A 22,309-nucleotide genomic window follows, 5' to 3' on the forward strand; every position below is an offset into this window, starting at 1 on the left:
TTATTCTACCTTTTTTAAACTGGCCTTTCCAAACCTTTCTTCAAATACCTTTTCCATGGCAAACATCTCATCCCTGAGCCTGGCCGCCATCAGGAAGTCCATGTCCTTAGCTGCTTTGGCCATGTCCTTTCTTGTCTTATCGATCGACTTCTGCATTTCGGGCTTGGTCATGTACTGTACAATAGGGTCGGCAGCTATACTCACCTGGTCGATCTCCACATAAGCAGCTTTCCTTTCCGAGTTTGCAGAGAAATCAAGCACCGAAGTTTGTTCCAGTATGGCCTCCCTGCTTTTGCCCACTGTTTTCGGCACAATGCCATGTTCGGTATTGTAAGCCATCTGCCTTTCGCGTCTGCGGTTGGTTTCATCCATAGTCTTAGCCATAGAGTCAGTAATCTTATCGGCATAGAGGATTACCCTTCCGCGGTCATTCCGGGCAGCCCGTCCGATGGTCTGGATCAGGGAACGCTCGGATCTCAAGAAACCTTCTTTATCCGCATCCAGGATAGCTACAAAAGACACTTCAGGCAAATCCAGTCCCTCTCTCAGCAGGTTGATCCCGATCAGCACATCAAATTCGCCCAAACGTAATCCGCGGAGGATCTCTACACGCTCCAGCGTTTTAACCTCTGAGTGGATATAACGGCATTTGATATTGAGCCTGTCCATGTATTTGGTCAGCTCCTCGGCCATACGTTTGGTGAGCGTGGTGACCAGCACACGGTCGCCCATTTTAATGGTCTTGTCTATTTCATCCAGCAGATCATCCACCTGGTTTACTGCCGGCCTGACCTCAATCAGCGGGTCAAGCAGTCCTGTAGGGCGGATCACCTGCTCTACATACACCCCATCAGATTTTTGCAGTTCATAATCGGCAGGAGTAGCACTTACGTATATGGTTTGTGGCGCTAAACGTTCAAATTCTTCGAAATTCAACGGCCGGTTGTCCAGTGCGGAAGGCAGGCGGAAGCCATATTCCACGAGCGACATCTTCCTCGACCTGTCCCCGCCATACATTGCCCTGATCTGGGGAACGGTCACATGGCTCTCATCGATCACCATCAGGTAATCATCAGGGAAATAATCCAGCAGGCAGAAGGGCCGCATTCCGGGCGACCGCCCGTCAAAGAATCTCGAATAGTTCTCAATTCCTGAACAGTAGCCCAGTTCCTTCATCATTTCAATGTCAAAGTTGACCCTTTCTTCCAGGCGTTTCGCTTCGAGCAGCTGCCTGTCTCCAATCAGCTGGTTCTTGCGTACTTCAAGTTCTTCCTGGATGCCCCATATGGACGACTGGAACCTGTCCTTGGGTGTCACAAAAAGGTTTGCCGGGTAAACGGCCATATCTTCGAGTTTTTCCAGTGTTTTTCCTGTTACAGGGTCAATTACGCTCAGTTCTTCAATATCATCGCCAAAGAATGAAACGCGGTAAGCTGTGTCCAGATAGGCCGGAAAGATATCTACTGTATCCCCCTTCACACGGAAAGTTCCCCTTTTAAAGTCGTTTATGGTCCTGGCATACAGAATTTCTACCAGGCTGTGTAAAAACGTATTTCTCGATACCCTTGTGCCTACCGCAAAGCGGAATACCGAACGTGAGAAATCTTCGGGATTTCCCATCCCATAGATACAGGAGATTGATGAAACCACAATCACATCCCTCCTGCCGGACATCAGTGCAGAGGTTGTCCTTAGCCGCAGCTTTTCAATCTCCTCATTGATGCTCAGGTCCTTTTCGATATAGGTATTGCTGCTCGGCATATATGCCTCGGGCTGATAATAATCGTAATAAGACACAAAATAATTCACCTGGTTTTCAGGAAAGAATTGCTTGAATTCCCCGTATAACTGGGCCGCAAGTGTTTTATTGTGGCTCAGTATCAATGTAGGCTTTTGTGTCTGCTGGATCACGTTGGCCACAGTAAATGTTTTACCGGAACCTGTAACGCCTAAAAGCGTCTGATAATGCTCATCATTATTGACACCTGTAACCAATTGCTCAATGGCATTCGGCTGATCACCCGTAGGTTTATAGTCTGAAACGAGTTGAAATTTCATAGATAATCAAAGATAAGAATTAATGGCGTATTGATTTGTCGTGATTATATCCTAAATTTATTGGTCATGAAGCTACTTGTATATGTCCCCTTACTTACGCCAAGGATAAAGTACATTTTCAACTTTATCTTCAATGACATCCTTCAGACACAAGTAGGATTCAGCTCCAATGTTTCCGAATTCAGGGCTTCAGATGTAGCTAAAATAACCTATGGAGACCAGCCCGAAAAGGATGAGCCCTTTTTTAAACAATCTGATTTCCTCCTGTCACATACTATTTCTGCACCTACGCTAAAAACTACAATTTTTGGCGACATGATCGTGCCCTTTGCTGTTGACAACAGCAGTTTACCCTTTGATGTTTTTGCAGCGGCCTTTTATTTTGTAAGCAGGTATGAGGAGTACCTTCCTTTTAAACCCGGTCCGGAAGGAAATTACCCGGCAGAGGCCAGCCTGCAGAGTAAACTGAAACTGCTGGAATTTCCGGTAATTGACGGATGGGCCCTGATGCTGAAGAACATGCTGCTGCAACGTTATCCGAAACTGTACTTCGGTAAAAAGGAATTTGAATTTTTTCCGCTGATCTGTATGTATAACAGCCCTGAGCAGGCTTCTGCATTTTTAAGCGGACAGGTGATGCGGCTGTTCAAAAAACTTCGATTAAAGCTTGAAAAAGCAAGTATTGAACCAAAGATCAGCGGGCTGCAGCTTTTCTTAAATGAGCAGCACGAAAAATTTAACTTAAACCCGGTTTATTTTTACAGGCGCACCCAGGAACTGGATATGATCTGCGAAAAACAGTTTTCATTTCCAAAAAGCTACCTCCATCTGATCAAAAACGGCGCAACGAAAGATTTCCGTATGGGATATGCAAATACCATCGGTTTCAGGGCAGGCACCTGTACCCCTTTTTTCTGGTATGACCTGCAGCTGGAGAAAACTACGCACCTGCTGGTACACCCGATAGCTATAAATGATGAAATATTAAAGCTGAACAGAACGTTTAATATAGACGATGTACTGAGCAGGTGGGGCACACTCATTGAAAATGTAAAACTGCTGAACGGTCATTTTTACCTGCTATGGCATAAAGAAAGCCTGCCCGAATTTGGAAAGGGAAAAGTTGGAAGAAGACTTTACCAGCAGTTATTAGCTAATTTTTTATCTGAACGCCATGATATTCGACTTAAGTAAGACCAACTCTATAGCCAATACCTTCCTTGCTGAATTACGCGATGAGCATATTCAGCTGGATGCGATGCGCTTTCGTAAAAACCTGGAAAGACTGGGCGAATTCTTTGCATGGGAGATCAGCAAAACGCTGACTTATGTGGATACAGAAACACAGACGCCCCTGGGCATAGCAAAAAGCAGGCAACTGCAAGCCCAACCTGTGCTGGCCACTATCCTGCGTGCCGGACTTCCGATGCAGCAGGGATTCCTCAATATCTTTGACCGTGCCGAAGCTGCATTTATTACCGCCTACAGGAAACCGCACATCAATGGCCCGCTGGAGATAAAGGTAGACTATGTTTCATCGCCAGACCTGACTGACAAGGTTATCATTATTACAGACCCTATGCTGGCCACAGGGCTGAGTATGGTGTCCTGCTGCAAAGAATTGATTGCACAGTTTAAAATAAAGGAACTCCATATTGTGGCAGCTATTGCCAGTACAGAAGGCCTAAAACATGTCCGTGCACATTTTCCCGCAGCAAAATTATGGTTAGGGGCAATCGATGAAGAGATGACTAGCAAATCGTACATTGTGCCCGGATTGGGCGATGCAGGTGACCTCGCCTACGGAACAAAATTATAAAACCTCTGAATACAGAATGATTAAACATATATTTTTCGACCTGGACCATACCATCTGGGATTTTGATAAAAATGCACAGGAAACTTTAACCGAACTCTACCATCAATATGAGCTGCATGCAATAGGATTAAGCTCCTGCGAATCATTCATCGAAAGATATACGGAGAACAACCAGCTGCTCTGGGCAGAGTACCACATGGGAAGGATCACAAAAGAGAAGCTGAGGGCCGAGCGGTTCCATAAAACATTTATTGAGCTCGGCATCGCCCCCGAACACGTACCCCAGCAGTTTGAAGAAGATTATGTAAGGTTCGGCCCCACAAAAACCAATTTGTTTGAAGGATCGGAAAAGGTGCTGGCATACCTGCAGAAGAAATATACGCTGCATATTATCTCCAACGGTTTTAAAGAGACTACGCTCATCAAGATGGATCTCTGTAATTTAAACCCCTATTTTTCTAACGTGATCATTTCTGAAGATGTAGGCGTAAATAAACCGGACAGGGCTATTTTTGAATATGCACTGAAAAAAGCCGGCGCTGAAAAAGAGGAAAGCATCATGATCGGGGACAGTATTGAAGCCGATATCCGCGGGGCACAGGGCTTCGGAATCAAAGCGATTTTCTTTAATCCGCTGAATAAAGATAAACCGGCGGATGTGGAATGGCAGATCCTTCACCTGGAGGAATTAATGCATCATTTTTAATCCCCGGTGTGATGCAGATGCATCCACAGCATTAAATATGTAAAGTCTATTCTAATTTGATTTCTTATTGCATAAGGCATCTGTCCACATTTGCCAAGTGACCATAGGTATTATTTTAGTTACAAAAAAAACTTCCGGCACAAAAAAACCCCACTTCAAGTCTGCAAATACACATTCTGCCAGTTAACATATTAACTTTATAAAAAGAATATATTAATTTATAAACACGCAATAAATTGTTCATTTGATTTTAAATAGTGATTTCATAAATTAGACAAAGAATCATTGTTGTCTTTTAACGAATTATTTATGAATATACTTAACTTTTCAAACATCGTATTAACGTAAAGTAAAGCTGAAACTATTAATTTACACGATGCGAATATTAAGTAATAAATAGATATAGGATACCAACAATGAAGAAGACTAATTAAATTCAAAACAATGAAAAAAAACCTATTAACCTTCATCCTATCACTACTCATTGTGGGAGTATATGCTACTCCACGAGTTGTTGATTTTAGAATTTCATCAGGTTCTTTACTTCCTGGGACACTGACTTTGAATGCAAATTCAAGTCCAACCAATTTCAGTGCTACTTTTACAGTTCAAAGAGGGCTGGCGGCAGGTACGGCAATCCCCGAAAATGTTGCTTGTGTTGTGGATATCGTGCTAACCAATCAAGCCAATACTTTTAAGAAATCATTATCAAACACTATCAATTTCATTACTGACGATGTAACGAGCAATTATATTAACAGAGCGATCTCCGGATCGCTTTCTCCATCTGATGTTGCTTCAGGTGATCAAATTCAAATGAGAATTTCTTATCTCGATGAGAGAGGTGTTAAAGTAACAACGCTGGGCGGAGGTTTTTCTTATGCCATCAGCGTACCATCAACCACACCTCCACCAAATCCCGGGGGAACAAACCCTACACCAGGCGGCGGTAGTGTAGGCACGCCACCAAATTGGCCAATCGGTTCCGCTGGTACAGTATCAACTATGGCTGGTATAGATATTACAAGCTCTGACCTTGTATATTTTTGGGGAGTTAACGGACAGGTAACAGTAGGCAACTCAACTTCTACCACAGGTCCAACCAATACTTATGTGCTCCCTGCAGGAAAACAATATACTGATGTGTTAGATATAGCCATCGCCCCTACTGGTCTTGTCTATGCATGGTACAAAGACGGAACGATATCTGTAGGAAATTCGGCCTTAAATCTGGGTGATTATGTTGCGCCGAAACCATTTGCTTTACCAGCTGGTAAAACTCCTGCGGATATTGTAGGTATATCAATAGCTAAAAACACCAGTCAAGTATATACATGGTATAGCGATGGTACTGCCTCCACCGGAAATTCAACTGATCTGGGAGCAATACGTCAGCCGTATGCTGTAAATTATCCAGCTGGCAAAAGTGCAGGTAACCTGGTAGATACAGGTATAGCTGGTAGCTCAGGATGGGTTTACGCATGGTACAATGATAATACGTTGTCAGTTGGCACCTCGGATTCCTTAGCTGCATATATTGCAGTGAAACCAGTTAATTAACTGCAGTAAACAGATAAACAGACCAGGTTTCAGCTTAGATCAAAAACTTGCACACGCCTGTGATAATTTCTTATCACAGGCGTTGCTATATGGTTAACTATTGAATACCAAACTTTTCAAATCTAAGGTCCAGGCTGATTAAAAAATACCGGGACATCAGCTCATTCTTTGTCTCTAAAGTTGTATTACCTGATACAGATCTACTTAACCCATTTGCTTGATTTAATATATCATAAGCCTCCAACTTTAAGCTAAGAATCCTGCTCCTGAAAAATAGCTGTTCCACATATCCCCCTATAATTAACGGATTGACGGCGTGCAATGCAAATCCATTATTTACTGTTTTTGATATAGTAGTGCCAGCTTTGAATTTTTCTGAAATAAAAATTCTTGAATCCGCTGTAAATATCCAGGTCTGAACAATATCTTTATTTACTCCACTTATGGAATATTGATTCGTTCTATAGATGTAGTTCGCATCTGTAGTTACAGTTAGCCATTTTTGATTAAGTTGTATCCCAACTCCCTGATTAAGGTTAACTGCCTGACCAATGTTTCTCAGATTTTCACTGAATGAAACCCGGCGATCGTAATTTGCACCTCCTTTCACATTAAGACTATACTTTTTGTCTGCCAGCCTTATATTCAGGTAGTAATTAACTCCAGTTGTGTAGTTTCCATTTGTATTCAAAAAATGAGTCTCCTGACGAAAACTGTTGAGCGTATCGTTTACCAAAACAGAATTTGTTACAATTTGATTTTGGAACAAGGAAGCAGTTAAGACAACCTGAATTGAATTTCTACTGTCTGGCGCATTATGGCGGTAATTAAGATTTAAAAAATGTGTAAACGATGTTTTTAAATCTGGATTGCCTACGATAATATTCTGCAAATTCCTTATATCTCTTACCGGTTGAAGCTGGTTGATATTAGGTGCCGTGTTGCTACCATTATAATTTGCACTCCAGGAATTTCTTTCAGATGGTGTATAATCAAAGCGCAATACAGGAGAGACATTAAGCCCTGACACCGAATTATTTTTGTCCGGGGCCATGGTGAAGGTTTTCAACTTATTCGGCCGTATATTTAATCCGGTACTATAGTTAATCTTTTTAGCACTATATCTATAAAATAAACCAAAAAGATGATTACTGAATGATGTTCGTGAAATACTGGTAAGTGAATCTACCATTAGTGGAACAGTATTATGGTTTTTGACACTTGTTTCCTGCTTATTTGTCGTTGTGAGTGATGAGAAAGAATAATTAAAGTCCAAACTGCTTCTTTTGTCGTCTTTTATCCGGATAGGTTCGGAAAACGTCAAATTGATACCAAAGTTATTATTACGGTTATGTATATCTATTAACCTGTTCAGAACAGAATCTTTAATTAGCGAATTGCCCTCGTAATAGTTGATATCATTATCCAGCCCTTCCCTGGTATCAGCTAATGCAGTTCCAGCAGATAAAGATAAGGAGAGATTCCGTCCTGCCTTTTTAAATTGGTGTCCTACAAGGATGTCGGCACTCAAATTTGGACTATTTTGATTTGCCAAACTCTCTGTGGAAAGGTCCTGCCTGATCACTCCAGTTTGCTTTGACATGGACTGAACCTCACTTGATGACCTGGGAAGCAAACCTCTGAGTCCAATCTGCAGCAGATTTCCTTTCCCACCGTAATTCAGATTTGCGCTGACATTGTTAACATGGGTTTTACTTAATACATCGTTCGTAGAAATATTGAAGAGATCGCCCATCGGACTAACTGTTTTTAAATAGCTTTGTTGTCTTAGTGAATTTTGGCTATATCCATAATTATAAGCGCCACTCAGCACAGTGTTTGCACCAACATTATCCCGGTAATTCAAGCTAACGTCAGTACTTTTCAGATTGCCCCCGATACCGGATGTTTTGCTGGTGTTGCCGTTTAAAGATATCTGCCTGCTCCCCCGCCAAAGATTACTGTTTAATCCAGCGCCATAGCGGTCATTTGTTCCGTAGTTTGCTGATAATAACCCGAAATCGCCACTATCCATTCCGTCTTTAATCACCAAATTCAACATCTTGCTTCCATCACCATTTTTAATTCCAGTGAAATTGGCTACATCCCCATAATCATCTATAATCTGCAGCTTACCAACAATGCCTGCAGGGAGCTGAGAAATAAATTGTTTCACATTTCCCGAGAAAAAATCTTTTCCGTTTACTCTGATTTTTGTCAACGTTTTCCCCATATATGATGCATTCCCGTCCCGGTCTATGTCGACCCCCGGTAGTTGTCTCATCAAATCGCTAACCCTGTCCCGATCATGAATAGCATAGGCCAGGGCATCAAATTCGACAGTGTCTCTCTTAAAGCGCACTGGTTGGCTCTTCCCTTTAATTTCAACCTCTTTTAATTGTTTCACTACAATCTGTAAATGTATGGTGGGTATAAGTATCTCCGGGTTGGCAGTTTTATCATGATACTCTTTTCCCAGCATATCGTAGCCAGACGCATAAACCTTTAACAAAAAGACATTCGACCTGACATTCATAAATTTAAAAACACCAGCAGTATCTGTTTTTGAGTGTAGAGTGTCTTTTCCGGTGATCAGGCTTACTTCAGCATTTTGGATAGCATTTTTTGTGCTATCTTTAATATTACCCTTAACCTTATAAAAGTTCTGAGCGAAAGAATCAGATCTGTTTAATAGAGTAAAGAAAACAAATAAGATCAAGAAAAAATTTATGTTTAAAACCTCATTCTTCACACAAGCTATAGTTTAATGAAATAAAGATAAGCAATCTCTAAATAATAAACCAGCGACATTCATTGTTCTTTAAGCAGGGAGGGAAATATGTTGATTTGTTAACCTGTAATTAATAAACTATACATTGATATGAGCTGATTACGTTAAATTAATGTTTCTAATGCACCAGGCAGGATTTTTACAGCCATTGATTATTTTGGCCAAATAAGTATATAAATTGCCATCTTTGGGGCAATGAAAATTCCACTGTTAAATGGTTTTGACGAAGTTGCATTTGAGAAGTATTTCAAAAATACCAGCTGGCTGATGTTTGGAAAGCTGTTAAGTATGGTAGTAAGTTTTGTTATAGCAAAATACTTACAACCAGCATCTTTTGGGGATCTAAGTTTTGCTGATGCATTTACTGCAATACTGGCCGCAATAGGGACTTTAGGGCTTGATAGCTTCATCATCAGAGAAATCATCAATGAACCTAACAAAAGAGACGAAATTTTAGGAACTTCATTGTTGATGCGCCTGGGAACCAATTTGCTGCTGGTTCCTATTACGGTAGGAATATTTGTATTGTTTTATCATGATGCAAAAAAGCCGGTAGACGCGCTGACCTGGATGATTTTAATTCTATCCTTGGTATCATTTTTCAAATCGTTTAATGTCATTGATTCATATTTTCAATCTCAGGTACAGTCGAAATTCGTTGTTTATATTCAAAATATCTGCATCATTATTTCCGCCGTCGTTAAAATATTACTGGTAGTATTTAAGCTGCCACTCATCTACTTTGCCGGTTCACTTACGTTTGACAGTTTTATTTTGGCTATTGGATTAATTTTTATGTACCAGCGACAAGGGTTCCGTCTCGCTAACTTAACATTTAATACGTCTCGCGCTTACCAACTTTTAAAAAAATCCAGCCCATTAATCCTATCTGCAATTATGATTTCCATTTATATGAAAATCGACCAGGTGATGCTTAAAAATGTTGGCAGTGTAGAAGTTGGTATTTATAGCGCAGCTGCCAGGTTGAGTGAAGCTTGGTATTTTATCCCCGTAGCAATTGTTACATCTGTATTTCCAGCCATCATCCAGGCACGTAAAACCGATCTGGAACGCTATAAAAAGCGTATAAGAAACCTATATGATCTTCTGGTTTTTATTAGTCTTCCCGGAGCTCTGGCTGTTAGTTTTTGTGGCACCTTCATCATTCAGTTGTTATATGGAAATATGTATGAAGGGGCCGGACCTATGTTATCCGTTCACATTTGGTCTGGTATATTCGTGTTTTTAGGGAGTGCAAGCTCACAATATCTGTTGGCAGAGGGCTTTACGATGATTTCTTTTCAACGAACTGCCATGGGTGCAATTGTAAATATCCTGCTAAATTTATACCTGATTCCAAAATATGGCGGAATGGGCGCATCTTTTGCGACACTTATCGCTTGTTTTGTAAGTACGTTCTACCTATTATTAATTCCACGTACACGTCAACAAGGTATATTGATGTTGGAATCCATATTATTGTTGACGCTCATCCAAAAAATATATATACTTATAAATTCAAATAGGAATAATGATGTTAAGTGACGACGTAAAATCAGCATATAATGACTTTTATACCAAAGACGACTCGGAATGGCGGATGCTTGGCGCACAGTCAAAAGCCACTAACATCGTCACAGTCTGCAAAAGCCTGCAGCCGGTAAAAGTGCTTGAAGTGGGTGCAGGTGATGGCAGTATCCTTCATTTTTTAAATGAATGGAACTTTGGCAGGGAACTGTATGCACTGGAAATTGCGGAAACCGGCGTATCCCTGATCAGCAGACGTGGATTGAGCCACCTGGTGGAAGCCAAAAGTTTTGATGGCTACCAGATCCCCTATGCGGATGACAGCTTTGACCTGGTGATCCTGTCACACGTGCTGGAACATGTTGAACACGAACGGATACTGCTCAGGGAACTGAAACGTATCGCAAAGAACATCGTGATTGAAGTACCCCTGGACTACCGCTTCGGAGTGGATAAAAGAATGAAGCATTTCCTGGATTACGGGCATATCAATATGTATACCCCTACATCCCTGCGTTTCCTCCTGCAAAGCGAAGGACTGGCAGTAGTGGCAGACCGCCTGTCAATGACGCCCCCTGCAACTACCAGATTCAACGAGTTCGTCAACAAGAAAGCCCCGAAGGCACTTTCCCGGATCATTAAAATAGAAATGGAGTACCGCCTTAAAAAAATTATCGGAAATCTGCTGGGTACGAGAAAAGAGGAACAATTTGCAAACGCTTATACCGTTCTAACTCAGAAATCCAGTCAGACACTGCAAATATTCTAATTCATGCAAACTTTTGCCCCTATAGCTTTATTTGTGTACAACAGGCCTCAGCATACTGAGCGTACGGTTAAATTCCTGAAAGAGAACGAACTTGCTGCCGAAAGCCGCCTGTTTATTTTTTCTGACGGCCCCAAAACGGCCGAAGATGCAGATAGGGTTGCAGAAGTGAGGGATTTTTTAAAGACCATCGATGGCTTTAAATCTGTACAGATCATTGAAAGAAAAGAAAATATGGGCCTGGCCAACTCCGTGATCGCAGGGGTAAGCAGGCTCGTTAAAGATTATAAACAGGTGATCGTTTTTGAGGATGACCTGATCAGCTCTCCCTATACCCTGAACTATTTTAATGACGGATTAAACCGCTACCGCAATGAAGAGCGCGTGATGCACATCGGCGCCTACATGTACCACCTGAAAGAGAATACCCTGCCAGAGTCTTTTTTCTACCGCGCGGCCACAAGCTGGGGCTGGGCTACCTGGGAAAGGGCATGGCAACACTTTGAGCCCAATATCGATACGCTGATCTCCCGGTTTGACGCCAGGAAAAAAAGTGCCTTTTCAATTGACCATACCATGAATTTCTGGAAACAGATGACAGACTTCAAAAATGGAAAGAACAATTCCTGGGCAATCCGCTGGTACGCCTCCATCTTTCTTAAAAACGGACTTACGCTAAACCCCGCCCATTCTCTGGTGAATAACATCGGCCACGATGGTACAGGTGTACACTCCGGCATTAATGATATCTACAATGTGATCATTAACCCTAAGCCAATCACGCTGTTTCCGGACATCATCCAGGAAAACCCCGCTGCCTACCATGCCATCAAACAGTTCCTGAGCACAAGGAAAGGCAGTTTATGGCAACGTTTAAAAAGATATATCGCAGAACGGACCGGATAACTATACCGGTTTCTTTGCTTCTAAGATGATATAAGGTGAAAGCTGTTTTGAATTGAAAGGAAATACTTTCGTCAATACCTTCCCCGCTAACCACAGCGATTTCTTTAACATCCTCAGCCCTGCCGGCTTTTGCTGTTCATTTTCCAGCCAGAGGCTGAAATGACCAAAGTATTTCGCCTGCACAACCTGAAGGCCCTGATCACGGCATATACCCGCCAGCAATTCCGGATCCATACAGCCGATATTATGTTTATCATAGTTGTCCTTATCAAATGATTTCTGAAACCAGCCATTCAATGCCCTAAAGTTTGGCAGGGTGATCAATAATGTACCCCCGGGTTTCAGGAAATCGATATGCCGCTGAATAATGTCCCCCGTATCATTGAAATGTTCGATCAAACCACAGGACAATACAAGATCATACTTTTGCAGTTCCCGGTGGTTGAACAGATCCGTTTCAATAATATGGATATCGCTTTCGCTCAAACCATTGGCCTTGAGCAGGGCATTGGTCACCGGCTGATGGACAAAATAATCCAGCAGCGTCACATCGAGCTTAAAATATTTTTTCAGAAATACAGCGTAATACCCGGGGAATCCTCCCAGCTCAATGGCCGTCTTTACATTTTGTGTGCTGATAATGGACCCCAGTTCTTTATGAAACAGATAGTCCGCAGGAATATTGACCGACAGGCCCGTCTTACTCTCCCAGTAATTCACCCAAAATTGTCTGTCAGTTAAAAGGTTACTCATATTTGTTTGTTTAAATAAAACACGAATACTACCGTGCCGCATATACCGTTAAGAAAAACATGTAACGAAATTAACTCCATTCTGTTGATGAGCAGCTGATGCAGAGGGGACTAACCAATTCTGCGTCAGTATTTAAATTGCTGTTCAAACCGGGAATTAATTTTGACGGGATGAAATTACGTAAACGATCACAATAATATGTAATTTTGATACATTGAAAGTAGTTCACTTAAATACATACGAAGGGAACGGAGGTGCCGGAAGAGCATGTCTGCGGCTAAGTGACGCATTGAATGCCAATGGCGCTGAGTCGCGTGTGGTGGTATATTACCAGTTTAAGGAAAGTACCAACGCTACAGCCATCAGCAGCACCCCTTTTCAGAAAGCAAGGGCAGTGTTTAATATCCTTTCTGAGAGATACCTGTCGAAAGCCCTGATAAAAGCATTGAAGACACCTTTTTCTATACAATGGTTCGGGCGTTCCATAGCCAGCCACCCCCTGTTAAAGGATGCCGACCTGATCCACCTGCACTGGATCAACCACGGATTTTTAAGACCCAAAGACCTCGCCGAACTGGAAGAACTCGATAAGCCCATCGTATGGACCTTTCATGACAGCAATGCCTTTACCGGCGGCTGCCATGTCCGCTATTCCTGCGAGAACTTTCATAAACAATGCGGCTTCTGCCCCCTGTTGAAGATCAGCGGCAAAAATGATATCTCCCACCAGAACTGGATGAGCAAGAAAAAAGGCTATACAAACCTTGGCTTTCATATCGTTGCCCCAAGCAGATGGATGGCCAATTCCGTCAAGTTCAGCAGTTTAATGGGCGTAAGGGAAGTTACAGTGATCCCAAACACTATTGAAACCGCAATTTTCAAGCCTTATGTAAAATCAGAGGCCAAAAAATTACTGAATATCTCCCCGGAAAAGTTTGTGCTGATGAGTGGTTTTATGCCCTCAAAAAACGACAAACATAAAGGTACTGATTACCTGATCGCAGCACTGAATGACCTCGCCGGCAGACCCGGCATCGTAAAAGAAAATATAAAATTACTGATCTTCGGAAATAAAGAAAATACAGAAATGCCCCAATTTCCGTTTAAAACAACATTCCTGGGTACAATTAACAATGATACCCACCTGGCAAAGTGTTATTCGGCAGCTGACGCGTTTATAACCCCCTCACTGGAAGATAACCTTCCAAACACCGTGATGGAGAGCCTGGCCTGCGCCACGCCGGTAGTAGCCTTTAAAACAGGTGGAATCCCGGACATGGTGCAGCACCTGGTAAATGGCTACCTGGCAGACTATGAATCCTCAGAAGATCTGGCCACCGGAATGGAATGGCTATACCATGAAGAAAGTGCGGCAGAAATACAGAAACAGGCGCGGCTGACGATACTGACCAATTTCTCTGAGGAAGTGATTGCCGAAAAACATATGTTGCTCTACCAGTCGCTCATTAATTTACATCCCCGTTAATCTATCAATTCTGAAACATGCAGCCAAAGCTTAGTGTCATCACCATCGTTTATAACAATGCAAAAGATATTGAACGTACCCTGCGCTCTGTGTTAACCCAGACCTATCCGGATATTGAATATATTATTATAGACGGCGCTTCAACCGATGGCACCAGGGATATCATTTACCGCTATAAAGATAAGCTGGCGCAGTTTATCTCTGAAAAGGACCGGGGCATTTATGATGCAATGAATAAAGGCCTTGCGCTGGCTACGGGCGACTATGTGCTGTTCATGAACTCCGGAGACGAGATCTACAGTCCCAATACCGTGAAAGAGATCTTTCAATCTTACCCCGGCGCCGATATCTATTACGGCGAAACGGAAATGTACGACGAAGACTGGCATAGCCTCGGGCAGCGCAGGCACAGCGTCCCCGATACTTTCGACTGGAAAAGCTTTAAACACGGAATGAGCATCAGCCACCAGGCCATCTATGTAAAACGAAGCCTGGCCCTGCCCTACGATTTAAAATACAAATACAGTGCTGATATCGACTGGATCATCAAAGTGGCAAAAAATGCTTCCAGTATTGTGAACACCCACGCTTATGTTGCCAAATACCTGGTTGGAGGCATCTCCAAGCAGAAACATATGGCCAGCCTCAAAGAGCGTTTTCATATATTCTCTAAGTACTATGGGCTCATCCCAAATCTGATCAATCACTTCTGGATTGCCATCAACCTCGCCCAATATTATATAAGAAACCGCCGTACGAACGACTGATCTGCGCCGGGAACGAATGTCTTCTCCATATCAGTTTTTCATGGTATATATATATTTCTTTCATCGGTAATGAAGCTTGCATGAGCTTTTTCTAATTTTTTAGCGGTGGAAGCTCCTGCTGGTTAAATTTAAAAAAACAATACTTTTTGTGATTTGTAGTATTTGTATAATTTAATACATACTACAATGGGAAAATTAAGTAATCGTAACATAGCTGTTTTATCAGCGAACGGATTTGAAGAATCAGAACTGACAAGTCCGGTTGAAAGACTGAAAGAAGAAGGTGCTACAGTACATATCATTTCTTTGGAGTCAGGTAAAATACGGGGGATGAAACACGACAGTGAATGGACCGTACAGATTGATGTGGATAAAACCGTAGCAGAAGCGAATGCAGATGATTATCAGGGGCTCTTAATTCCTGGTGGGGTACTTAATCCCGATGCATTGCGGAAAAATGAAGATGCATTAAATTTTGTGAGGGAATTCTTTGATGCCGGCAAACCGGTGGCTGCAATATGCCACGGACCGCAAGTATTAATATCTGCAGAAGTTGTGGAAGGCCGTAACCTGACATCTACCAAAACCATTAAAGTTGACCTGGTCAATGCAGGAGCAAACTGGGAAGATTCGGAAGTAGTAGTAGACCAGGGTCTGGTAACCAGCCGGAGTCCGAAAGATCTCCCTGCTTTTAATGACAAGATAGTGGAAGAGTTTGCAGAAGGCGTCCATGATGGACAGCACGCATAAAAGCGGGCTTTGTCACGTGAAGCATTGCGAGGCCTTGGAACCGGCCATAGATGATGTTTTGCCATGCAACCGGTCGTAGATGATGAGTGTCTTCTAGCTTCGCTGAAAAAAGAGGAGTACTAGATCGATGCTAACTGCTGCTGAAGCGCAGCAGTTAGCATCGATCTAGTACCTTTTTTTGCAATTCAGACAATCCCTTTAGACCTTAAAACCAGATTCCGGCAAAGATTAACGTAAAATCACGCCAGATGCCCATCTTGTAAAGAATCGCTTATCATTGTTTATTTAAAATTTCAGCAGGTCAGACGAATTTAGACGGTTCTTCATGAAAATAACATTTTATCCGGAAATAAAAAAAGCCTGTAAACGATTGCTTACAGGCTTTACTTAATGGGTTACGATTCCCTATTGGAATTGTTTGCCTTTGATTTTACGCTCATTTTCCGTTAGGAAGATCTTACGTAAACGCATACTTAAAGGCGTAATTTCGATATACTCATCAGCCTGGATATACTCCATGGCCTCTTCTAATGAAAATTTAATTGCAGGAGCAATACGATTGCTGTCATCAGTACCTGAAGCACGCATGTTAGTCAATGCTTTTCCTTTAACAATGTTCACTACCAAATCATTATCACGAATGTGCTCACCCATGATCTGACCTTCGTAAACATCAACACCCGGATCTACGAAGAAACGACCGCGATCCTGTAGTTTATCAATTGAATAAGCAGTTGTGCTGCCTTTTTCCATAGAAACAAGAACACCGTTTAACCTTCCCGGGATAGTTCCTTTCCAAGGCTCGTAAGCTTTGAAACGGTGGGCCATGATAGCTTCACCACCAGTTGCAGTTAATACATTGTTTCTTAATCCGATGATACCACGTGCAGGAATTTCAAACTCCAAATGCTGAAGATCACCTTTTGGTTCCATGATCAGCAATTCACCTTTACGTTGTGTAACCAGTTCAATTACTTTACCGGCAACTTCTCCGGGAACGTCAACAATCAGTGTTTCAACCGGCTCACATTTTTTACCATCAATTTCTTTGATGATTACCTGAGGTTGTCCAACCTGGATTTCGTACCCTTCGCGACGCATCGTCTCGATCAATACTGATAAATGGAGAATACCCCTTCCGTATACTAAATAAGCATCAGGAGATTCAGTCTCAACCACTTTAAGGGCAAGATTTTTCTCCATCTCTTTGTACAAACGTTCTTTGATACGCTGAGACGTAACAAATTTACCTTCTTTACCGAAGAATGGAGAGTTATTGATGGTGAACAGCATGTTCATTGTAGGCTCATCGATTTTGATAACCGGAAGTTGTTCCGGAGCATCGAAATCAGAGATCGTATCACCAATATCAAAACCGTCAATACCTACAACAGCGCAGATATCACCTGATTTTACTTCAGTGGTACGGATTTTTCCAAGACCTTCGAAGGTATACAGTTCTTTTACTCTTGATTTAACCATTTTACCATCACGTTTGATTAACGTAACCGGCTGGTTTTCTTTGATTGATCCACGGTGAACACGTCCAACCGCAATACGACCAACAAAAGATGAATAATCCAGTGAAGTGATCTGCATCTGCAAAGTTCCTTCCAGCATTGGCGGAGCTGGGATATTTGCAACAACAGCATCAAGCAAAGGGAAAATATCTGTAGTAGGATGCTTCCAGTCAGTACTCATCCATCCTTGTTTCGATGAACCGTAGATTACAGGGAAGTCTAACTGATCTTCAGTAGCCTCAAGGTTAAAGAACAACTCAAAGATTTGCTCATATACTTCTTCAGGACGACAGTTCTCTTTATCTACTTTGTTGACAACAACAATAGGTTTAAGACCTAAAGCGAGGGCTTTTTGAGTAACGAAACGGGTTTGAGGCATAGCTCCCTCAAACGCATCGCATAACAACAATACACCATCAGCCATTTTTAATACACGTTCAACCTCACCACCGAAATCGGCGTGACCAGGTGTATCAATAATATTGATTTTAACATCTTTATACATTACTGAAACGTTTTTAGAAACGATCGTGATACCACGTTCTCTTTCTAAATCGTTATTATCAAGTATCAAGTCACCTGTTTGTTCGTTGTCACGAAAAATAGAACAAGTGTGTAAAATCTTATCAACCAATGTAGTTTTACCGTGGTCAACGTGTGCTATAATAGCTATATTTCTTATTTTTTGCATAAAATGCGCCTAATTTTGGCGCAAAGATAACGTAAATTTTTGATATATCAGCCTATCAGCTAGGGCAATGTCATATATTTAAAATAATACAGCCCGGCAGAAAAAGAAAATCTGCCAGATTAACGTTTTTCACAATCGTTTGAAAATGGTTTAATTTGAAAAAAACACTATCATTTCAGTACCTTTGATAATAAATAAACAACTTATTTAAGTTTAATTAAACCTGACGAAGAAAATGCTGTTTAATCTAAAAAATAAATGAAAATGAAAGCAATTTTAGTTGGTGCAAGCGGGGCAACAGGTAGCAGTTTATTATTTCAGTTATTAGAGAACAAAAGTTATTCCTCCGTTTTAGCCCTGGTACGCAGGGAATTGAGGATTCAACATACCAAATTGAAGCAGTTAGTGATAGACTTCGACCGCATCGATGACCACGCTGAGGAGATTAAGGGAGATGCTGTTTTCTGCTGTATAGGGAGCACAAAAAGTAAAACTCCTGATGAAAAAGAATACCGGAAAATAGATTGCCAGTATCCTGCCGATCTGGGCAGGATTGCCCTAAAAAACGGCGCCGAAAGCTTCCACCTCGTTTCCTTCATCCGTGCTGATGCCAGCTCTTCTTCCCTGTATATCAGGATAAAAGGTGAAGCGGAAGATAAAATCAAAACCATTCCTTTTCCAGCAATTCATATCTACCGCCCGGCGCTTTTTGAAACTTCCAGAAAGGACAAACGTTTCAAAGAAAGTATGGGGGGCATTCTTATGCAGGCAGTTAACCCGCTCCTGATCGGCAGGTTTCAAAAATACAGAAGCATCAAGGTGGAGGCCATTGCAAAAGCAATGATCAGACTTTCCCTCGAAGACAGGAAAGGCATATTCATTCATGAATCTGACGAAATATTGAAGCTGAGCAAGGAAGATAACCTCCCTTACAGATAAAAAACAAATTAATGCACAGGAAAAAAATACAATTTTGTACTTTAACAGTACAAGATGATAAATGAATTTACAATTGGTGTTGAAGAAGAGTACATGGTCAAAAGATAGTTGAAGCCGCCCAAAATCTATAAGGACCAGGTAAAAGCAGAAATGCATCAGGCCGTAGTAGAAGTTGGCACCGGCATCTGTAAAGACACCACGCAGGCGAGACTGGAAATTTCCGATCACCCCAACTGGTTTTTCAGGATCAGCAAATACACCATGCCTTTCCTGAAAAATGAATTTGTACCGGAAACCCGTTTTGTGAATACACTCCGACCATTCCTGAAGATCTTGAAAATTATGTCCTGAAGCCCCTTTTTTCTTTTGGTGGCAGAGGAGTGGTCATCAATGTATCAGGCAGGGATATCGAAACACTTTCAGACCCGCAAAACTGGATCCTGCAAAAAGAGGTACACTATGAACCTGTATCAGATCACCCAACGGATTGCTCAAAGCAGAGATCAGACTGCTCTACATCTGGCCGGATGGTGACAGCCCCCTGCTATGTATTAATCTTGTACGTTTAAGCAAAGGTGAAATGATGGGTGTGAGACACAATGCGGATGATCAATGGGCAGGCGGAACGGTGGGCCTCATTGGTTAAAAGAAATTTACACTTTACAGACTGGTCTTCGGGCCGGATTAATTATTTTTGTACCTATGGATATGCAAATTATTTTAGTCGGACTCTTATTTGTGGCTGCACTTTTCTATATTGGCCGCATCATCTATCGTTCTGTAGCTCCCAAAGGTGGCGGCTGCGCGTCAGGATGTGGTAAATGTGGTGCAGACCTCGCCAATATCGAAGTCAAGAATAAATAATTATCAATCAGGTAACATGCTGGATCAGTTTAAAGATTATTTACGTAAACATATAACCATAACTGACGAACAGTTTGATTTCATTTCAAAGGATATTAAGGTCAAAACCTTTGAGAAAAACAAGCTCATCCTTTCACCCGGAGAAACAAGCGCTAAAACTTACTTTGTTACAGAGGGCTTATTGCGCTGCTATTCTATAGACAGCAAAGGGAAAGCGAATGTCATTCAGTTCGCCCCCGAACTCTGGTGGCTGTCTGAAAGGAATGGCTTTTTCAATGAACCTTCGGATTTTTACATTGATGCGATAGAATCAACCACAGCCCTCATGATACCGCGAAACTACATTAATGATTCGGCTGCACATGTACCCTGCCTATACGATTTCAACAATAATATTTTAAACAATTCGATCCGCTTCATGCAGAAAAGGATCAACATGCTACTGAGCGCAACAGCTGAAGAGCGCTATCTGGATTTCATTAAACTATATCCAAATCTAACCCTTAGAGTACCACAATGGATGATAGCTTCCTATTTAGGCATCACTCCGGAGTCCCTGAGCCGCGTTCGTAAAGACCTTGCGCACAAACACTTAAAAGCATAATTTTTCTTATCATACATCAATGTCAGCCTGATTAAATTGTTCTAATTTTGGGTATAACAAATAACCAATCTTAAATCAAAAATTATGGCAACTACTAAATGGACATTGGATCCTGCACACAGTGAACTTCAATTTAAAGTTAAACATTTAATGATCACTACTGTTACAGGTAGCTTTAACGATTTCACAGCAGAATTAACTACTGACTCAGAAGATTTCGAACATGCAGCAGTGACTTTCAAAGCTGGTGTAGATTCTGTTGATACCGGAAACGGCGACAGGGACGGCCACTTAAAAAGCGGTGATTTCTTTAATGCTGATGAATTTCCATCGATCACTTTCGAATCTACATCCTTCAAAAAAGAAGGCGGCGATTATAAGTTAGCAGGAAACCTGACGATCAAAGACATAACTAAACCAGTTACTTTAGACGTTAAATTTGGCGGTACAGTAACAGATCTTTATGGCCAGAATAAAGCTGGATTCAGCATCAGCGGAAAATTCAACAGAACTGATTTCGGCCTGACATGGAATGCAGCACTTGAAACCGGCGGTGTAGTGGTAAGTGAAGATGTTAAAATATTAGGCGAACTGCAATTTATAAAACAAGCATAACCATTTATATTCAGCCCTATGGGAAATCCTTTAAAATCTGTTTCGTCAGTCTTAAACCCTCCTTCATCACACATGGTTGGAGATGGTTTTTAGGTGAGTAATTTTTTCCCCGGGGGATATAAAATAAAAATGAGCCCATTTTTTCTGCTTGATTTCAACGCAAAAATGGAGTTTACGGCCTCATCAGAACCACGGGGCGTCGGTGTACACCCGCATCGTGGTTTTGAAACCGTAACACTTTCTTATCACGGAGCAATAGCACATGAGGATAGCGCCGGCAACAAAGGTGTTATCTATCCCGGCGATGTACAATGGATGACTGCCGCTCGCGGAATCCTGCACAAAGAATATCATGAACAGGAATACAGCAAGTCCGGCGGTCCGTTCCAGATGGTTCAACTTTGGGTAAACCTGCCTGCAAAAGATAAAATGAGTACGCCTAAATATCAGTCCATCAGGCAAAGTGATCTTGGAAAACATGTTTTAGCTGCAGATGCCGGTACCATTGAAGTTATTGCGGGGGAATATGAAGGTACGGACGGCCCTGCTTCAACCTTTACGCCTCTTCAGGTTTACAATGCAAAACTAAATCCTGAAGGAGAAGCCCTATTTAACTTTCCGACGCATTATCATACCGGCTTCCTGATCATTGAGGGAGAAGTTATTATAAATGGTAACCATAAGGCCGCCGAAAATCAATTTGTATACTTCAGCCAGGATGGAGAGAAGATCTGCCTGAAAGCACAGCTCAACAGTATTGTGCTGATCCTCAGTGGCGAACCTATAAACGAGCCCATCGCTCAATATGGCCCCTTCCTGATGAACAGGCCTGAAGAGATTAAACAGGCCCTGGATGATTATAATCAGGGAAAATTCGGATACCTGGAATAAACAATTTTCCCCGTTCAGACGATAATATAATCTTATGGCTTTTTGCCGGTTTTGACTGCTGTATCGGTCTGAAGACTATCAATCAGCGTTGTGTCTGAGGTCTTTGCCGGAGGAGAGGATTGCTGACTTTTAATATTCGTGTCAATCTTTACCGAGTCCGGCACCTTCTCACTTCCTTTGTCGCCCATGGAGCAAGCCGACAAAGACAATATGCCAACAACTGCTATAGAAAAGTATTTCGCTAAATCTTTCATAAAGAATGGTTTTCAATAAAAACCCTCCCGAAAGCCAATTGT

Annotated in this window: 22 protein-coding genes; 17 read left to right on the forward strand and 5 right to left on the reverse strand. The window is 41.9% G+C overall.

What is annotated here, in order from left to right; all coding sequences use genetic code 11:
• On the reverse strand, positions 1–2,058 hold the full coding sequence (gene uvrB, locus BLW16_RS14980) for an excinuclease ABC subunit UvrB (protein ID WP_090558047.1): 2,058 nt from the start codon (positions 2,056–2,058) through the stop codon (positions 1–3).
• Between the two features lie 66 nt (positions 2,059–2,124).
• Between uvrB and BLW16_RS14985 the strand changes: the two genes are divergently transcribed.
• The 4 genes from BLW16_RS14985 to BLW16_RS15000 all read left to right on the forward strand — a co-directional run bounded on the left by BLW16_RS14985 (position 2,125) and on the right by BLW16_RS15000 (position 6,143).
• Entirely contained in the window at positions 2,125–3,252 is a 1,128-nt protein-coding gene (locus tag BLW16_RS14985) for a DUF7033 domain-containing protein (RefSeq protein WP_090558049.1), read from the forward strand.
• Positions 3,233–3,877 (forward strand): uracil phosphoribosyltransferase, encoded by a 645-nt coding sequence (gene upp, locus BLW16_RS14990; RefSeq protein WP_090558051.1) that lies wholly within the window; start codon positions 3,233–3,235, stop codon positions 3,875–3,877. Before BLW16_RS14985 ends, upp begins: the two co-directional genes overlap by 20 nt.
• Positions 3,878–3,893: 16 nt before the next feature.
• Positions 3,894–4,583, forward strand: coding sequence for a YjjG family noncanonical pyrimidine nucleotidase (locus BLW16_RS14995; RefSeq protein ID WP_090558206.1), 690 nt, complete (start codon positions 3,894–3,896; stop codon positions 4,581–4,583).
• A 444-nt stretch (positions 4,584–5,027) separates the two neighbouring features.
• Positions 5,028–6,143 carry a hypothetical protein gene (locus BLW16_RS15000; RefSeq protein ID WP_139298328.1) on the forward strand — a complete coding sequence of 372 codons (1,116 nt, stop codon included), beginning with the start codon at positions 5,028–5,030 and terminating at the stop codon, positions 6,141–6,143.
• 97 nt (positions 6,144–6,240) lie between these two features.
• Here BLW16_RS15000 and BLW16_RS15005 read toward each other — a convergent pair whose 3' ends face one another.
• Positions 6,241–8,895 (reverse strand): TonB-dependent receptor, encoded by a 2,655-nt coding sequence (locus BLW16_RS15005; protein WP_090558055.1) that lies wholly within the window; start codon positions 8,893–8,895, stop codon positions 6,241–6,243.
• 234 nt (positions 8,896–9,129) lie between these two features.
• On the opposite strand from BLW16_RS15005, the gene BLW16_RS15010 reads away from it, so the two are divergent.
• The 3 genes from BLW16_RS15010 to BLW16_RS15020 are packed head-to-tail and all read left to right on the forward strand — an operon-like array spanning position 9,130 to position 12,133.
• Entirely contained in the window at positions 9,130–10,479 is a 1,350-nt protein-coding gene (locus BLW16_RS15010) for a flippase (RefSeq protein ID WP_090558057.1), read from the forward strand.
• Entirely contained in the window at positions 10,466–11,230 is a 765-nt protein-coding gene (locus BLW16_RS15015) for a class I SAM-dependent methyltransferase (protein ID WP_245735300.1), read from the forward strand. Before BLW16_RS15010 ends, BLW16_RS15015 begins: the two co-directional genes overlap by 14 nt.
• 3 nt (positions 11,231–11,233) lie before the next feature.
• Positions 11,234–12,133, forward strand: coding sequence for a glycosyltransferase (locus tag BLW16_RS15020; protein WP_090558061.1), 900 nt, complete (start codon positions 11,234–11,236; stop codon positions 12,131–12,133).
• Here BLW16_RS15020 and BLW16_RS15025 read toward each other — a convergent pair whose 3' ends face one another.
• Positions 12,134–12,886 carry a class I SAM-dependent methyltransferase gene (locus BLW16_RS15025; RefSeq protein WP_090558063.1) on the reverse strand — a complete coding sequence of 251 codons (753 nt, stop codon included), beginning with the start codon at positions 12,884–12,886 and terminating at the stop codon, positions 12,134–12,136.
• Positions 12,887–13,100: 214 nt separating this feature from the next.
• Here BLW16_RS15025 and BLW16_RS15030 point away from each other — a divergent pair, with 214 nt between their 5' ends.
• The 3 genes from BLW16_RS15030 (at position 13,101) to BLW16_RS15040 (ending at position 15,889) form a co-directional block, all read left to right on the forward strand.
• On the forward strand, positions 13,101–14,372 hold the full coding sequence (locus BLW16_RS15030; protein WP_090558066.1) for a glycosyltransferase: 1,272 nt from the start codon (positions 13,101–13,103) through the stop codon (positions 14,370–14,372).
• A 17-nt stretch (positions 14,373–14,389) separates the two neighbouring features.
• Complete coding sequence (locus BLW16_RS15035; RefSeq protein WP_090558068.1) at positions 14,390–15,139, forward strand: glycosyltransferase family 2 protein; 750 nt, start codon at positions 14,390–14,392, stop codon at positions 15,137–15,139.
• A gap of 186 nt (positions 15,140–15,325) precedes the next feature.
• Positions 15,326–15,889, forward strand: a complete 564-nt coding sequence (locus BLW16_RS15040; RefSeq protein WP_090558070.1) for a type 1 glutamine amidotransferase domain-containing protein — start codon at positions 15,326–15,328, stop codon at positions 15,887–15,889.
• Positions 15,890–16,294: 405 nt separating this feature from the next.
• Here the strand turns inward: BLW16_RS15040 and typA are convergent, their stop codons facing one another.
• A complete protein-coding gene (gene typA, locus BLW16_RS15045) occupies positions 16,295–18,100 on the reverse strand; it encodes a translational GTPase TypA (protein ID WP_090558072.1) in 1,806 nt (601 codons plus the stop codon).
• A 264-nt stretch (positions 18,101–18,364) separates the two neighbouring features.
• Between typA and BLW16_RS15050 the strand changes: the two genes are divergently transcribed.
• The 7 genes from BLW16_RS15050 to BLW16_RS15075 all read left to right on the forward strand — a co-directional run bounded on the left by BLW16_RS15050 (position 18,365) and on the right by BLW16_RS15075 (position 22,013).
• Complete coding sequence (locus tag BLW16_RS15050; RefSeq protein WP_175470591.1) at positions 18,365–19,039, forward strand: NAD(P)H-binding protein; 675 nt, start codon at positions 18,365–18,367, stop codon at positions 19,037–19,039.
• Positions 19,040–19,147: 108 nt separating this feature from the next.
• Positions 19,148–19,390, forward strand: coding sequence for a hypothetical protein (locus BLW16_RS23710; RefSeq protein WP_245735301.1), 243 nt, complete (start codon positions 19,148–19,150; stop codon positions 19,388–19,390).
• A 136-nt stretch (positions 19,391–19,526) separates the two neighbouring features.
• A complete protein-coding gene (locus BLW16_RS23275; protein WP_175470592.1) occupies positions 19,527–19,685 on the forward strand; it encodes a hypothetical protein in 159 nt (52 codons plus the stop codon).
• A gap of 56 nt (positions 19,686–19,741) precedes the next feature.
• The gene (locus BLW16_RS15060; protein ID WP_090558076.1) at positions 19,742–19,903 is read left to right on the forward strand and encodes a FeoB-associated Cys-rich membrane protein; all 162 of its coding nucleotides are present in this window, start codon (positions 19,742–19,744) and stop codon (positions 19,901–19,903) included.
• A 16-nt stretch (positions 19,904–19,919) separates the two neighbouring features.
• Positions 19,920–20,507 (forward strand): Crp/Fnr family transcriptional regulator, encoded by a 588-nt coding sequence (locus tag BLW16_RS15065; protein ID WP_090558078.1) that lies wholly within the window; start codon positions 19,920–19,922, stop codon positions 20,505–20,507.
• Between the two features lie 84 nt (positions 20,508–20,591).
• Positions 20,592–21,122, forward strand: a complete 531-nt coding sequence (locus tag BLW16_RS15070) for a YceI family protein (RefSeq protein WP_090558080.1) — start codon at positions 20,592–20,594, stop codon at positions 21,120–21,122.
• Between the two features lie 129 nt (positions 21,123–21,251).
• Positions 21,252–22,013 (forward strand): pirin family protein, encoded by a 762-nt coding sequence (locus tag BLW16_RS15075; RefSeq protein WP_245735302.1) that lies wholly within the window; start codon positions 21,252–21,254, stop codon positions 22,011–22,013.
• A 32-nt stretch (positions 22,014–22,045) separates the two neighbouring features.
• On the opposite strand, the gene BLW16_RS23025 is transcribed toward BLW16_RS15075, so the two are convergent.
• Positions 22,046–22,267: a hypothetical protein gene (locus BLW16_RS23025; RefSeq protein WP_139298329.1), complete on the reverse strand. Its 222-nt coding sequence runs from the start codon at positions 22,265–22,267 to the stop codon at positions 22,046–22,048.
• Positions 22,268–22,309: the final 42 nt, after the last annotated feature.

It is taken from the genome of Pedobacter hartonius (assembly GCF_900107535.1).
GTDB lineage: Bacteria > Bacteroidota > Bacteroidia > Sphingobacteriales > Sphingobacteriaceae > Pedobacter > Pedobacter hartonius.